Annotated in this window: 11 protein-coding genes; 5 read left to right on the forward strand and 6 right to left on the reverse strand. The window is 73.4% G+C overall.

Going from position 1 to position 12,436, the window contains the following annotated elements:
- Window positions 1-28 precede the first annotated feature (28 nt).
- From ACFYYH_RS20905 to hutU, 3 genes are all read right to left on the reverse strand, one after another.
- Entirely contained in the window at window positions 29-1,522 is a 1,494-nt protein-coding gene (locus ACFYYH_RS20905) for a formimidoylglutamate deiminase (RefSeq protein WP_388553000.1), read from the reverse strand.
- A complete protein-coding gene (locus ACFYYH_RS20910; RefSeq protein WP_388553439.1) occupies window positions 1,519-2,727 on the reverse strand; it encodes an allantoate amidohydrolase in 1,209 nt (402 codons plus the stop codon). The genes ACFYYH_RS20905 and ACFYYH_RS20910 overlap by 4 nt, the downstream gene beginning before the upstream one ends.
- Window positions 2,728-2,861: 134 nt before the next feature.
- Window positions 2,862-4,553 (reverse strand): urocanate hydratase, encoded by a 1,692-nt coding sequence (gene hutU / locus ACFYYH_RS20915; protein WP_388553002.1) that lies wholly within the window; start codon window positions 4,551-4,553, stop codon window positions 2,862-2,864.
- Between the two features lie 128 nt (window positions 4,554-4,681).
- Between hutU and ACFYYH_RS20920 the strand changes: the two genes are divergently transcribed.
- From ACFYYH_RS20920 to ACFYYH_RS20940, 5 genes are all read left to right on the forward strand, one after another.
- Window positions 4,682-6,241: a diaminopimelate decarboxylase gene (locus ACFYYH_RS20920; protein ID WP_388553005.1), complete on the forward strand. Its 1,560-nt coding sequence runs from the start codon at window positions 4,682-4,684 to the stop codon at window positions 6,239-6,241.
- Between the two features lie 158 nt (window positions 6,242-6,399).
- Complete coding sequence (locus tag ACFYYH_RS20925; RefSeq protein WP_388553008.1) at window positions 6,400-6,888, forward strand: hypothetical protein; 489 nt, start codon at window positions 6,400-6,402, stop codon at window positions 6,886-6,888.
- Between the two features lie 212 nt (window positions 6,889-7,100).
- Complete coding sequence (locus ACFYYH_RS20930; protein ID WP_388553010.1) at window positions 7,101-7,844, forward strand: transcriptional regulator; 744 nt, start codon at window positions 7,101-7,103, stop codon at window positions 7,842-7,844.
- Window positions 7,845-7,899: 55 nt separating this feature from the next.
- Complete coding sequence (locus tag ACFYYH_RS20935) at window positions 7,900-8,334, forward strand: roadblock/LC7 domain-containing protein (protein WP_388553013.1); 435 nt, start codon at window positions 7,900-7,902, stop codon at window positions 8,332-8,334.
- A gap of 201 nt (window positions 8,335-8,535) precedes the next feature.
- Complete coding sequence (locus ACFYYH_RS20940; protein ID WP_388553016.1) at window positions 8,536-8,910, forward strand: hypothetical protein; 375 nt, start codon at window positions 8,536-8,538, stop codon at window positions 8,908-8,910.
- A 318-nt stretch (window positions 8,911-9,228) separates the two neighbouring features.
- On the opposite strand, the gene ACFYYH_RS20945 is transcribed toward ACFYYH_RS20940, so the two are convergent.
- From ACFYYH_RS20945 to ACFYYH_RS20955, 3 genes are all read right to left on the reverse strand, one after another.
- Window positions 9,229-9,792, reverse strand: coding sequence for a hypothetical protein (locus tag ACFYYH_RS20945; protein ID WP_388553019.1), 564 nt, complete (start codon window positions 9,790-9,792; stop codon window positions 9,229-9,231).
- A gap of 142 nt (window positions 9,793-9,934) precedes the next feature.
- On the reverse strand, window positions 9,935-10,771 hold the full coding sequence (locus tag ACFYYH_RS20950) for a MurR/RpiR family transcriptional regulator (protein ID WP_388553022.1): 837 nt from the start codon (window positions 10,769-10,771) through the stop codon (window positions 9,935-9,937).
- Window positions 10,768-12,345, reverse strand: a complete 1,578-nt coding sequence (locus ACFYYH_RS20955) for an aromatic amino acid ammonia-lyase (RefSeq protein ID WP_388553442.1) — start codon at window positions 12,343-12,345, stop codon at window positions 10,768-10,770. The genes ACFYYH_RS20950 and ACFYYH_RS20955 overlap by 4 nt, the downstream gene beginning before the upstream one ends.
- Between the last annotated feature and the right edge of the window lie 91 nt (window positions 12,346-12,436).

Consider the following 12,436-nt stretch of genomic DNA (forward strand, 5'->3'; position numbering starts at 1 on the left):
CCGGCCGCTGTCGGCGGTGCGGGTGCGGTCAGCCGCGCAGGGCGGCGATGGACTCGGCGAGGGCCTTGGGCACATCGGGCACGAGCGTATGGGCCCCGTCCCGTACGAGATGCCGGCCGCCCACGACGGTGTGGCGTACGTCCGCCGCGGAGGCGGCGAATACGGCGGTCTCCGCACCGAGCCGTGGCAGCGGGCCCGCTGTTCTGACGGTGTCCAGCGCGATCGTGACGAGATCCGCGAGCGCGCCGGTCTCGATCCGGCCCGCCTCCGGACGCCCGAGCGCCGCGTGGCCGCCGGCGGTGGCGGCGTGGAGGAGGGACGCGGCCGTCCAGTGGCCCCGTCTGCGGGAGCGCAGACGTTCGTCCAGCTCCATCGCGCGGGCCTCTTCGAGGATGTCGATCACGGCATGGCTGTCGCTGCCGAGCGACAGCGGCGAGCCCGCGCGCTGAAGACGGGCCGCCGGGCCGATGCCGTCGGCCAGATCGCGTTCCGTGGTGGGACACATACAGGTGCCGGTGTGGCTGGAGCCCAGCAGGGCGATGTCCTCGTCGGTGAGATGCGTGTTGTGGACACCGGTGGTGCGTGCGCCGAGGACACCGTGGTCGGCGAGGAGACGGGTGGGGGTGCGCCCGTGGACGGCGAGGCAGGCGTCGTTCTCCGCGGTCTGTTCGGAGAGATGGACATGGAGCGGGGCCCCGCGTTCCCCGGCCCATGCGGCGACGGTGGCGAGCTGTTCGGCGGGGACCGCGCGTACGGAGTGGATGGCGGCGCCGATCCGGGCGTGGTCGCTGTCCTTGAGCGCGGAGGCGCGCTCGGCCCAGGCGTCGGCGGTGCCGTCGGAGAAGCGGAGCTGATGGCGCTCGGGGGGTGCCCCGCCGCGTCGCTTCGTGAGACCGGAGGAGAGATAGGCGGTGTCGAGGAGCGTGATCCGGATCCCGGCCTCGGCGGCTGCCGCGATCAGGGCTTCGCCCATCGCGTTCGGGTGGTCGTAGGGCGTGCCGTCCGGCGTGTGGTGGACATAGTGGAACTCACCGACGGCCGTGATGCCGGCGAGCGCCATCTCGGCGTACACGGCGCGGGCGAGCGCGTGGTACGAGTCCGGGGTGAGCCGGGCGGCGAAGCCGTACATGAACTCGCGCCAGGTCCAGAAGGTGCCGGAGCCGACCTGGACAGTGGAGCGCAGGGCCCGGTGGAAGGCATGGGAGTGGGTGTTGGCCAGACCGGGGAGGGTCAGTCCGCGCAGGACGGTGGCACCGGCGGGCGGGGCCGTGACCCCGGTGCGCACCTCGGTGATCCGGCCGTCGTCGGTGGTGACGCCGATGGTCACCCCGGGCTCGACATGGTTGTCGTACCAGGCGTGTTCCAGCCAGTACGTGAGGTCGGGCGGGCGGGAGACGCCCGGTGCGGTGCCGGTCTCCGGGGCGCTCCGGGGGGCCTGGGCGGTCCGCGCGATCTCGGTGGGCGACATGATCCGTGTCCTCCCCGGCGCCGCGGTCGGGCGGGCCGGCTTCGGCTGCGTCATGCGCACGCGAGTCCTTCCAGTACGTCGGCGAGGGCCAGCACCCCGGCCACGCAGTCGTCCTCGGCGGCGTACTCGGCCGGGGAGTGCGAGACACCGGTGGGGTTCCGTACGAACAGCATGGCGGTGGGGAGGGAACCGGACAGGATGCCCGCGTCGTGTCCGGCGCCCGTCCCGAGGACCGGCACCGGGGTCCGGGCGTCCGGACGCCGTCCGAGGATCGTGCCCAGCTCGTCCCGCAGGGCGTGCTCGAATTCGACGACGGGGGTGAAGGACTCGCGTACGACCCGCAGTTCGATACCGGCGCGGTCCGCGTGGGCACGGGCGGCGGCCTCGATCCCGGCGACCACGGTGTCCAGGGCGGACTGGTCGGCGGCGCGGGAATCCAGCCAGCCACGGACGAGGGAGGGGATGGCGTTCACACCGTTGGGTTCGACGGAGACCTTGCCGAAGGTGGCGAGGGCCCCGGCGAGTTCCGCCTCGCGGCGGGCGGCGAGCACGGTCTCGGCGTAGGTCAGCATCGGGTCGCGGCGGTCGGCGAGGCGGGTGGTGCCCGCGTGGTTGGCCTCGCCGTGGAAGTCGAACCGCCAGCGGCCGTGCGGCCAGATCGCGGACGCGATACCGACGGGATCACCGGAGAGGTCGAGGGCGCGGCCCTGCTCGACATGCAGTTCGACGAACGCCCCGATGCGCGCGAGCCGTTCGGGATCGGGCCCGATCGTGGACGGATCGTGTCCCGCGGCCTCCATCGCCTTGGGCAGCGGGACGCCGTCGCCGTCGCGCAGTTCCCGGGCCTGTGCGGCGGTGAGGCGGCCCGCGGTGAGCCGGGAGCCGACACAGGCGAGCCCGAAGCGCGCGCCTTCCTCGTCACCGAAGTTGGTGATGGCGACCGGCCGGGTGAACCGCGCTCCCCTGCGGCGCAGTTCGTCGAGCGCGGCGAAGGACGACACGACGCCGAGAGGACCGTCGAAGGCGCCGCCGTCGGGTACCGAGTCGAGATGGGACCCGGTGACGACGGCGTCCCCGGCGAGCGGATCGCCGAGCCAGGCCCACTGGTTGCCGTTGCGGTCGAGTTCGTGGACCAGCCCCCGGGTCTCGGCCTGCGCGCGGAACCAGGCGCGGCAGTCGGTGTCGGCGGAGGTCCAGGCGTAGCGGCGGTAGCCGCCGCTGCCGGGGTCGCGCCCGAGGGGCGCGAGGTCGCGCCACATCTCGTGGAAGGAGGGCGGGCTGACCCCGGCCGGAGCCGGGTGGGACGGGCCGGCCGGGGCCGGGTGGGACAGGTCGGCCGGGGCCGGGACGTCGCCGGTGGGGCCGGGGGGTGTGGGGCCCGGGTCCTGGGGGGTCACGACGGACCGCCCTGGGTGGCCGCGGCGGCGGCCGCGCCCTCGCGCATGGGGATACGCACCTCGCGCTCCTCGGCCACCGACTCCGCGAGGTCGTAGCCCGCGTCGACATGGCGGATGACGCCCATACCGGGGTCGTTGGTGAGGACGCGGCGGATCTTCTCGCCCGCGAGCTTCGTACCGTCGGCGACCGAGACCTGTCCGGCGTGGATCGAGCGGCCCATCCCGACGCCGCCGCCGTGGTGGAGGGAGACCCAGGAGGCACCGGAGGCGACATTGACCATGGCGTTGAGCAGCGGCCAGTCGGCGATCGCGTCGGACCCGTCGAGCATGGCCTCGGTCTCGCGGTACGGGGAGGCGACGGACCCGCAGTCGAGATGGTCGCGGCCGATGACGACCGGCGCGGCGAGTTCACCGGAGGCGACCATGTCGTTGAAGCGCTCGCCCGCCTTGTCGCGCTCGCCGTAGCCGAGCCAGCAGATCCGGGCCGGCAGCCCCTGGAAGTGGACGCGCTCGCCCGCCATCCTGATCCAGCGGTGCAGCGACTCGTTCTCCGGGAAGAGTTCGAGGATCGCCTTGTCGGTCTTGTGGATGTCGGACGCCTCGCCGGACAGGGCCGCCCAGCGGAACGGGCCCCTGCCCTCGCAGAAGAGTGGCCGGATATAGGCGGGCACGAAGCCGGGGAAGGCGAAGGCCCGGTCGTATCCGGCGAGCTGGGCCTCGCCCCGGATGGAGTTCCCGTAGTCGAAGACCTCGGCGCCCGCGTCCATGAAGCCGACCATCGCCTCCACATGCCGCGCCATCGACTCGCGGGCGCGCAGGGTGAAGTCGGCGGGCTTCTCGGCCGCGTAGGACGCCATGTCGTCGAAGTCGACGCCGAGCGGCAGATACGCCAGCGGGTCGTGCGCCGAGGTCTGGTCGGTGACGATGTCGACGGGGGCGCCCTCGGCGAGCATGCGGGGCAGCAGTTCGGCCGCGTTGCCCAGCAGGCCGATGGAGAGCGGCCGGCGCGCGTCCCTGGCCTCGGTCGCCAGCCGGAGCGCGTGCTCCAGGCTGTCGGCCCGCACATCGAGATAGCGGTGCTCGATCCGGCGCTCGATGGCGCGCGGGTCGCAGTCGATACAGATCGCGACCCCGTCGTTCATGGTCACGGCCAGCGGCTGGGCGCCGCCCATCCCGCCGAGACCGGCGGTCAGCGTGATCGTCCCGGCGAGTGTGCCGCCGAACCGTTTCGCGGCGACGGCGGCGAAGGTCTCGTACGTGCCCTGGAGGATGCCCTGCGTACCGATGTAGATCCATGACCCGGCCGTCATCTGCCCGTACATGGTGAGTCCGAGGGCCTCCAGGCGCCGGAACTCCTCCCAGTTGGCCCAGTCGCCCACCAGATTGGAGTTGGCGAGCAGCACGCGCGGGGCCCATTCGTGGGTCTGCATCACACCCACCGGCCTGCCGGACTGGACGAGCATCGTCTCGTCCTGCTTGAGCGTGCGCAGCGTACGGACCATGGCGTCGAAGGAGCGCCAGTCGCGGGCGGCCTTGCCGGTGCCTCCGTAGACGACGAGTTTGTCCGGGTGTTCGGCGACCTCGGGGTCCAGATTGTTCTGGAGCATGCGGAGGGCGGCTTCCTGCTGCCATCCCAGGGCGCTCAGTTCCGTACCGCGCGGTGCCCGTACGGGGCGGGGTCCCGACATGGCGCTGCCTCCTCCTTGACGGGTCCGTGGACCCGGCGGACTGTTGGCCGATCTATTCACATCCTGGCCGGATGAATACTTGTAGTCAACCGGTGCGTGACCGCCCACCGGATGATTGGCTGGAGCGCATGGCCTCGGTTCAGCACAACAGTCGGAGCACGGAAGACGGCGCGCGACACGACGCGCCGCACGGCACGGACCGCCCCGCGGACGGAACCGCGCCCGGACACACCGGCGCGGCGGCCCGCCGCGATCTGGCCGTACGGGCGGCGGTGGCCCAGGGGCTGATCAGTGAGGCCGAGCCCGTCGTCGCGCTGCTCGATGTGGCCGGAATCCGTTCCTCGGCCGCCGCGCTCCGTACCGCCTTCGAGGAGGTGACCGCGCCCGGCACCCCGGTGCTGCACGCCTTCGCCGTGAAGGCGACCGCGCTCGTGCCCGTGCTGCGGCTGCTGGACGCGGAGGGCATCGGCGCCGAGGTCGCCAGCCCGGGTGAGCTGGCGCTCGCCCGCGCGGCGGGGATACCGGCGGACCGTACCGTCCTCGACTCCCCCGCCAAGACCACCGCCGAGCTGCGCGAGGCCGTCGCCCTCGGGATCGCCGTCAACGCCGACAATCCGCAGGAACTGGACCGTATCGACGCCCTGGTGGGCTCGGGACCGGCCACCGCGCCGTTCGGGCTGCGGGTCAACCCGCAGATCGGCGCCGGCTCCATCGGCGCCCTGTCCACCGCGACCGCGACCAGCAAGTTCGGGGTGGCGCTGCGCGACGAGGGCGCCCGCGCCTGGGTCGTCCAGGCCTATCTGGACCGCCCGTGGCTGACCCGGCTGCACACCCACTCCGGATCGCAGGGCCTTCCGCTGGAGCTGATGGCCCGGGGCGTGCTGGCGGTCTACGAACTGGCCGAGGAGATCAACGCGGCGGCGGGCCGCCGGCAGATCGACACCCTCGACATCGGCGGTGGCCTCCCGGTCAATTTCACCTCCGACGAGCAGACACCGACGTACGCGACCTACGCCCGACTGCTGAGGGACACCGTCCCCGGGCTGCTGGACGGCCGCTACGGACTGGTGACCGAGTTCGGCCGCTCCCTGCTCGCCAAGCACGGTCTGGTCCTCGCCCGGGTCGAGTACGCCAAGTCCGCCGGGAGCCGCCCCATCGCGGTGACGCACGCGGGGGCGCAGATCGCCACGCGTACGGTCTACAACCCGGCCTCCTGGCCGCTGCGCATCGCCGCGTACGACGCCGGCGGACGGCCCAAGGCAGGCCCGGACGTGGCCCAGGACATCGCGGGACCCGCCTGCTTCGCGGGTGACCTGCTGGCCGAGAACCGCCCGCTGCCCCTGCTGGAGCAGGGGGATCTCGTCGCCGCGCTGGACACCGGCGCGTACTACTTCACCAATCACTACGCCTACAACAGCCTGCTCAGGCCCGGTATCCAGGGCTTCACGGTGGTGCCGGGCGGCGGCGCGCGCGGCGGGGACGGCATGACCGGCGCGAGCGGTGTGACCGGCGCGAGCGGTGTGAACGGGGCGAGCGGTGTGAACGGGGCGAGCGGTGTGAACGGGGCGAGCGGGACGGGTGGGGCGGTCGACGGGGACGAGGTGCGCTTCAGCACCGTGAGGGCGCCGCAGACGGTCGCGGAGATCGTCGCCGAGTCGGGCGGCCCCCACGCGGACGCCCTGCTCTAGGCCGTCCCCGGACAGGCCGCCATCGCATGCCGGCACCCGACCGGCATGTTCCTGTGGAAAATGCCGGAACTCCCCCCGACCGCACGGACGTTGCGTAATCTCGCGGTTACTGCCGCACAGCAGTGCGCCCGTACACCCGGCTGGGAGGGGGAGTCCGCGTGCCCGGAATCGACGCATGCCTTCAGGAGGCCATGAGCCTGCCAGGAGCGCGCGGCGCGGCGATCGTCGACTGGACCAGCGGACTCGCCCTCGGTACGGCGGGTGAGTCGCCCAGCGGTGATCATGAGGCCACCGCCGCCGAGACGGCCGAACTGGCGAGGGCGGCGGCGGAGTACACCGCGTTCGCCCCGGCCCCGGAACCGGCCGGACCGGCACCGGCGTCGGAGGCCGGACCGGGCGCGGGATCGGAGGCGTCGGCAGCCCCGTTGGGCGCGGCCCGCGGCACCGGCTCCGCCGGCCAGGAGAAGAGCCCGCCCGTCGAGGACCTGATCGTCACCAGCCGCACCGGCTATCACATCCTCAGCTTCGTCGAGACGACCTTCGACAGCAGCGTCTTCCTCCATCTCTGGCTGGACCGCGACACCGGCAATCTCGCCCTGGCCCGGCTGCGCCTCGGCCAGCTCGCCGAACGGCTGGTACTGGGATGAGCGCACAGGCCCCCTTACCGTCGATACCCCCGACGCCCCCGACACCCCCGACGCCTCCGACACCTCCGACACCTCCGACACCTCCGACACCAGCGTCGCCAGCACCGCCGACACCGGCGCCGACACCGGCGTCCCAGGCACCGCCCGTACCACCGGCGCCGTCCGTACCACCCGTCCCTCCCGTACCGCCGCCGCAGTCGGCCGTCTCCCCGATGCTCGTCCGGCTGGCCGGCGAACGTGCCACCGGCGCCCTCCTCCGCGACCACGGCACGCTCTATCTCACCGACGGCCGCATCGTGCACGCCGAGAGTCCCGCCGCCCCCGGGATCGACGTCCTGCTCACCGCGGGCGGCCGGCTCCCGCTCGCGGGCTGGGAGGAGGCGGTCGACCGGGCCGGAGCCCGCCGCGAGGTCGGCAGATATCTCGTCGACAGCGGCCGGCTCGGCGACGGCGAGCTGGAGATCTGCCATCTCGGCGCACTGTTCGACGCGGCCTTCTTCGCCCTCGCGCCGGGCAGCGGCCCCACCCGCTTCCGTTACGGCGTGGCGCACTGGATCGGTCCCGTACGGCCCGTGTCGGCGGCGGCCGTCGAGCGCGAGACGCTGCGCCGACGCGAACTCCTCGACCGGGTCTGGCCCTATCCCGCCGTGGACACCGCCCCCGTCGTGACCCGCCCGCCCGCGCCCGGCCAGGCGGTCACCCACCGGCAGCGCGCCCTGCTGGAGCTGGCCGACGGCATACGGACACCGGTCGCCATCGCGTGGGCCCTCGGCCGGCCCGCCTTCCACACCCTGCTCGATGTCCGGCGGCTGGCCGCGGCCGGACTGGTCGGGACACCCGACGAACCGACGGCGGTCACGCCCGCGACGGTTCCCTCCTGGGTCGCGACGGTCGCCGCCGACCCGGACATCACCCTGTTACGCCGGCTCCGCGACGCCCTGGAGGCAAGCCTGTGACTCCCCGCTCCATCCACCCCGCCCCTTGCCTCGTCCGGTACGCCGCCACGGCGTCATGAGGCGCGTCCTGCGGGCGCGTGCCGAGAGGAGACAGCTCATGACGGCAGAAGCCGAGGTGCTCGGCGAACTCAGACGGCTGCGGGCCCGGCTGCCCCAGCTCACGGGGGCGCTCGCGGCCAGTACGGACGGTCTGGTGCTGGCCCAGGACACGACCGGGGTCGAGCCCGAGGGGGTGGCCGCGCTCACCGCCGCCGCGCTGGGCGTCGCCCTGAGGCTGACGGACGCCACGGGCCAGGGCGGATTCCGGGAACTGGTGATCCGCGGCGAGCTGGGCTATGTCGCGACCTACGCGGCGGGCTCCTCGGCGGTTCTGACGCTCCTGGCCGAGCCCCGGACCAATGTGGGCCGGCTCCATCTGGAGGGCCGCCGCTCCGGTGCCCGGATCGGCGAACTGGTCGACGACGCCCTCGAACGGCTGGAGAACGCCTGAGCCGGAGGACGCACGAGCCGGGCACCGGCCCCCGAGCCCGTCCCCACCTCCGGCCCGTCCCCACCTCCGGCCCCTCTCCGCTCTCCCACCCCGCCCCACCATCCCCGGATCCTCCCCGCCCCACCCCCGGACATCACGACGCACCACCCGGGCGTCCGGAATCCCCCGGACCTCCACCAGACGGAAGGAAGTGCGATATTCATGGCCAACACCGAAGCAGCTCTCAAGCAGGCCACGACCGTCATCGAAGGCGCCCTGGGAGCCGCCCTCGTGGACTACTCCAGCGGTATGGCCCTCGGTACGGTCGGCGGGAGCAAGGATCTCGATCTGACGGTCGCCGCGGCCGGCAACACCGATGTGGTCAGGGCCAAGGTCCGCACGATGGAACTGCTGGGGATCAAGGACGAGATCGAGGACATCCTGATCACCCTCGGCGGCCAGTACCACCTGATCCGGCTGCTCAAGGGGCGGGGCAACGCCGGTCTGTTCCTCTATCTGGCACTCGACAAGGCGCGCGCGAACCTGGCGATGGCCCGCCATCAGCTCATGAAGATAGAGGCCGAGCTGGAGGTCTGACCCCGGAACGGCCCACGGGCCCACGGCCCGGCCTCCGGCCTCCGGCCTCCGGCCCGCCTGCGGCAGCGGCACCCCGGCCCGGCGCCCGTGTCCGCCCCGGACCCCGCCCGCGCCGACGGCCCGAGCCGGGGACGGGTGCCGGGCCCGGATCCCCGACGCCCGGCCCGGATCCCTGGTGCCACGCCCCTGGTGCGACGTCCCTGCTGCCACGTCCCTGATCCCGGATTCCCGGTGCCTGAGCGGGTGCCGGGGTCGGCGTACAGGGCCGGGGTACGGCCCTGCGGTACGGGCCGGGGTACGGGCCGGGCCGGGCCGTACTCAGCGGCGGCGTCCCCCGCCCGGTCCCGCGTCACCCGCGGCGACCCCCGTCGTACGGAAACCCTTCACCCGCTTGCCGACGGGCCGTCCTGAACCGGCCCAGTCGGTGCGTACCCACAGCAGTTGGCCCTCCCGGCGCTCCCGCCGTCCCAGCCACGCGGCCTTCAGCCACAGTCCGGCGCCCGCGCCCGCCAGGGCGGCGCCGCCGGCGGCGGGCAGCGCCAGCGAACTGGCCACGGCCACGGCGAAGCCGCCGAGCAGCCACCACAGATGGGCCCGCCGCCAGTTCCGTGTGGTCACCCCACGGTCCTGGAGATGGTCGTACCGGCCGGCCCGCTCGGCCCGTTCGGCCCAGCCGGTGTACCGGCGGCGGCCCGCCACGGCGACGGCGGCGGCGCACACCACGAAGAGCGCGGCCCCCGCGTAGACGCCGATGCGACGGCCGGTCAGTCCGGGCAGCAGGATCCCGATGCCGGTGGCGAGGACCCCGAGCCACCACAGCGGGACCGCACCGGCCCTTACGATCACTGCCACCCGTGCCAGAGACTGCCCTCCACGCCCCACTGTCCGCCTCCTCGTCCCGGTGAGTCCGGCGGGGAGATTAATGGCGTTCTCTGAACTTTTCCTGAGAACCCCGAGAACGGCGCGATCCCCTGCCCGCCCTGCTCGACGAACCTGCCCGCCCTGCCCGGCGAACCTGCTCGGCCTACTCGACGAACAGCCCCCTTGCCGCCGCCCGCGCGTCGAACTCCTCCAGCCGCGCCTGTGCCTCCGGCAGGCCGTCGCACATCGCCTCCAGCAGCACACGCCCCAGCAGCATCGGCGCACACGCCGTGTCGAAGGCCAGGCCGGTGCCGACGGCCGCGGGGATCAGCAGATCGCTGTGCTTGGCGACGGGCGCGAACGCCGAGTCGGCGACCGTCACCACCGTCAGCCCGGCCGACCGCGCGTACGCCAGTGTCTCCACGACCTCCTTGGGATGGCGGGGCAGCGCGAAGCAGAGCAGGGTGCTCGCACCCGCGTGGCGTGCGGTGTCGATCCGGTCGGTGAGCATCGTGCCGCCCTCGTCGAGCAGCCGTACGTCGGGATGGACCTTGGCGGCGAAGTAGGCGAAGCCGCGCGCCTGCGAGGAGGCGGCACGCAGTCCGAGGACCGGCAGCGGCCGGGAGGCGGCGAGCAGCCGCCCGGCCCGCTCGACCGGCTCGGGGTCCGCGAGCAGTTCCGCGAGCTGCCGCAGATTCTCGATCTCGCCGCGTACGGCCTGCTGGTACTCGTTGCGGGCGGTCTCGCCCGCCGAGGGAGCGCCGGGCGCGACCTCCCTGAGGTGTCTGCGCAGCGCCGGATAGCCGTCGAAGCCGAGCGCGACCGCGAAGCGGGTGACGGACGGCTGGCTGACCCCGGCCAGTTCGGCCAGCTCGACGCTGGACAGGAAGGGCGCGTCCCCGGCCCGCCGCACCATGCTGTGCGCGATGCGCCGCTGGGTGGGAGTCAGCCGGTGGCCCTCGAAGAGCTGCTGGAGTCGGGCGGCAGGGCTGTCGCTCATGCGATCCCCCTTGTCTGATCGGTACTCGTGCGGGTGGTGGTACGGGCGGCCAGCTCGGTGAAGCGGTCGAGCAGCGCGGCGGCCGCCGTCACATCATCGGTCAGCGGGCGGTCGCCGACCTCCTCGTCGAGTACGGTCCCGGCCAGTTCGAAGGCCCGTCCCACCGGGAGTCCGGGCTCCGGGCGCAGTCCGCGCTGGCGCAGGGCCCGTACGGCGGCGACCAGTTCACAGCCGACGACCAGGCGGTACGCGCTGCCCGCGCGCAGTGTCTGACGCGCCGCCAGCGACGCGAAACTGGCCTGCTCCTCCACGCCCCGGGACAGTACCGCGTGGCCCAGTGAGGCGGGCGCGGAGTACGCCCGCAGATCACCGAGCGCGGCCCCGGCGGCGTACTCCAGGATCATCACCCCGGAGCTGGCGGGCTCACCATCGGCGAGGAAGGGCCGCAGCCGGGTGAAGGCGGGCTCGTTGAGCGCGGAGAGCCGGGAGGTGGACAGCCGCGCCGTCTGCACCAGCGAGAGCCTGAAGTGGTCGAGCGCCAGGGCGAGTTGGGCGAGATAGAAACCGCCGTGGTGATAGGCGGCGGGCACCGGGTCGGCCTCCGTGCCGGGACAGATCAGCGGGTTCTCGGCGGCGGCGTTGATCTCGACGGCGAGGGTGTTCTCCAGCGCGTCGGCGGCGTCCCGCGCCGGACCGTGGATCTGCGGGACACAGCGGAACCCGTACGGGTCCTGGATCCGGCCGAGCGGCGGTCCCGGCCTGGCGGGAGCGCCGAGGAAGCGCCGCATGTCGGCGGCGACGGCGTACGAGCCGGGGTGTCTGCGGGCGGCGTGCACGGGCTCCGCGTACGCCTCGTACGAGCCGTCGACGGCCAGCAGGGAGAGCGCGGCCACCAGCTCCGTGGCGGCCACGAGCCCGCGCAACTCGTGCAGGGCGAGGGCGGACTGACCGAGCGTCAGTGCGTTGCTGCTGATCAGGGCGAGCGCGTCGTTGTTGTCGAGGGGCTGGGCCTCGGGGGCCCGGCCGCCCGCCCAGGCCTGTTCCCACGGATGCTCCCCGGCGAGGGCGAGGCCCATCTGCGCGAGGGCCGCGATGTCGCCCGTACCGACCGAGCCGAACTCGTTGACGACGGGGTACGCGCCGGACTCCAGTGCCTCGCAGAGCGCGGTGACGACGGTCGGGCGCAGTCCCGCGCCGCCTGCGAGCAACTGGTTGGCGCGGACGGCGAGCATCGCGCGGACCTCACGGGCGGGCAGGGGCTCGCCGATGGCACCGGCGTGGCTGCGCAGCAGCCGCAGACCGTGGTCGGCGGCGGCCTCGCTGGGCACGGCCTCGGTGCGGTTGGCGCCGACGCCGGTGGAGCGTCCGTACACCCGGCCCGATCCCGCCAGCTCACGGGCGAGGTGCCAGGTCTGTTCGACGCGCTTCATCGCCTCGGTCCCGGGTACGGGACGTGCGGCGCCGTCCGCCAGCCGGACGACATCGGTCACCGGGAGGCTCTGTCCGTCCAGAACGACGAGGGACGTGCTCGCGGGTGCTCCCGCACCCGGCGGGTCCACCATGTGGGACGACATCATGCGCGAACGCCTCCATTCCGGACGTTACGTCTCACCCCGCGACCATCCGTAACCAGTGATTTACGTCAGGGCATTGACAATCTATTCA

The organism is Streptomyces sp. NPDC002018 (genome assembly GCF_042890865.1).
Lineage (GTDB): Bacteria > Actinomycetota > Actinomycetes > Streptomycetales > Streptomycetaceae > Streptomyces.

What these genes read in the sequence shown, in the direction of transcription:
- ACFYYH_RS20940 (WP_388553016.1), top strand. Translation starts at nt 8,536, where the DNA reads ATGGCCAACACCGAAGCAGCTCTCAAGCAGGCCACGACCGTCATCGAA.
- ACFYYH_RS20905 (WP_388553000.1), bottom strand. Translation starts at nt 1,522, where the DNA reads ATGACGCAGCCGAAGCCGGCCCGCCCGACCGCGGCGCCGGGGAGGACA.
- ACFYYH_RS20935 (WP_388553013.1), top strand. Translation starts at nt 7,900, where the DNA reads ATGAGGCGCGTCCTGCGGGCGCGTGCCGAGAGGAGACAGCTCATGACG.
- hutU (WP_388553002.1), bottom strand. Translation starts at nt 4,553, where the DNA reads ATGTCGGGACCCCGCCCCGTACGGGCACCGCGCGGTACGGAACTGAGC.
- ACFYYH_RS20910 (WP_388553439.1), bottom strand. Translation starts at nt 2,727, where the DNA reads ATGTGGCGCGACCTCGCGCCCCTCGGGCGCGACCCCGGCAGCGGCGGC.
- ACFYYH_RS20920 (WP_388553005.1), top strand. Translation starts at nt 4,682, where the DNA reads ATGGCCTCGGTTCAGCACAACAGTCGGAGCACGGAAGACGGCGCGCGA.
- ACFYYH_RS20950 (WP_388553022.1), bottom strand. Translation starts at nt 10,771, where the DNA reads ATGAGCGACAGCCCTGCCGCCCGACTCCAGCAGCTCTTCGAGGGCCAC.
- ACFYYH_RS20930 (WP_388553010.1), top strand. Translation starts at nt 7,101, where the DNA reads ATGCTCGTCCGGCTGGCCGGCGAACGTGCCACCGGCGCCCTCCTCCGC.
- ACFYYH_RS20955 (WP_388553442.1), bottom strand. Translation starts at nt 12,345, where the DNA reads ATGTCGTCCCACATGGTGGACCCGCCGGGTGCGGGAGCACCCGCGAGC.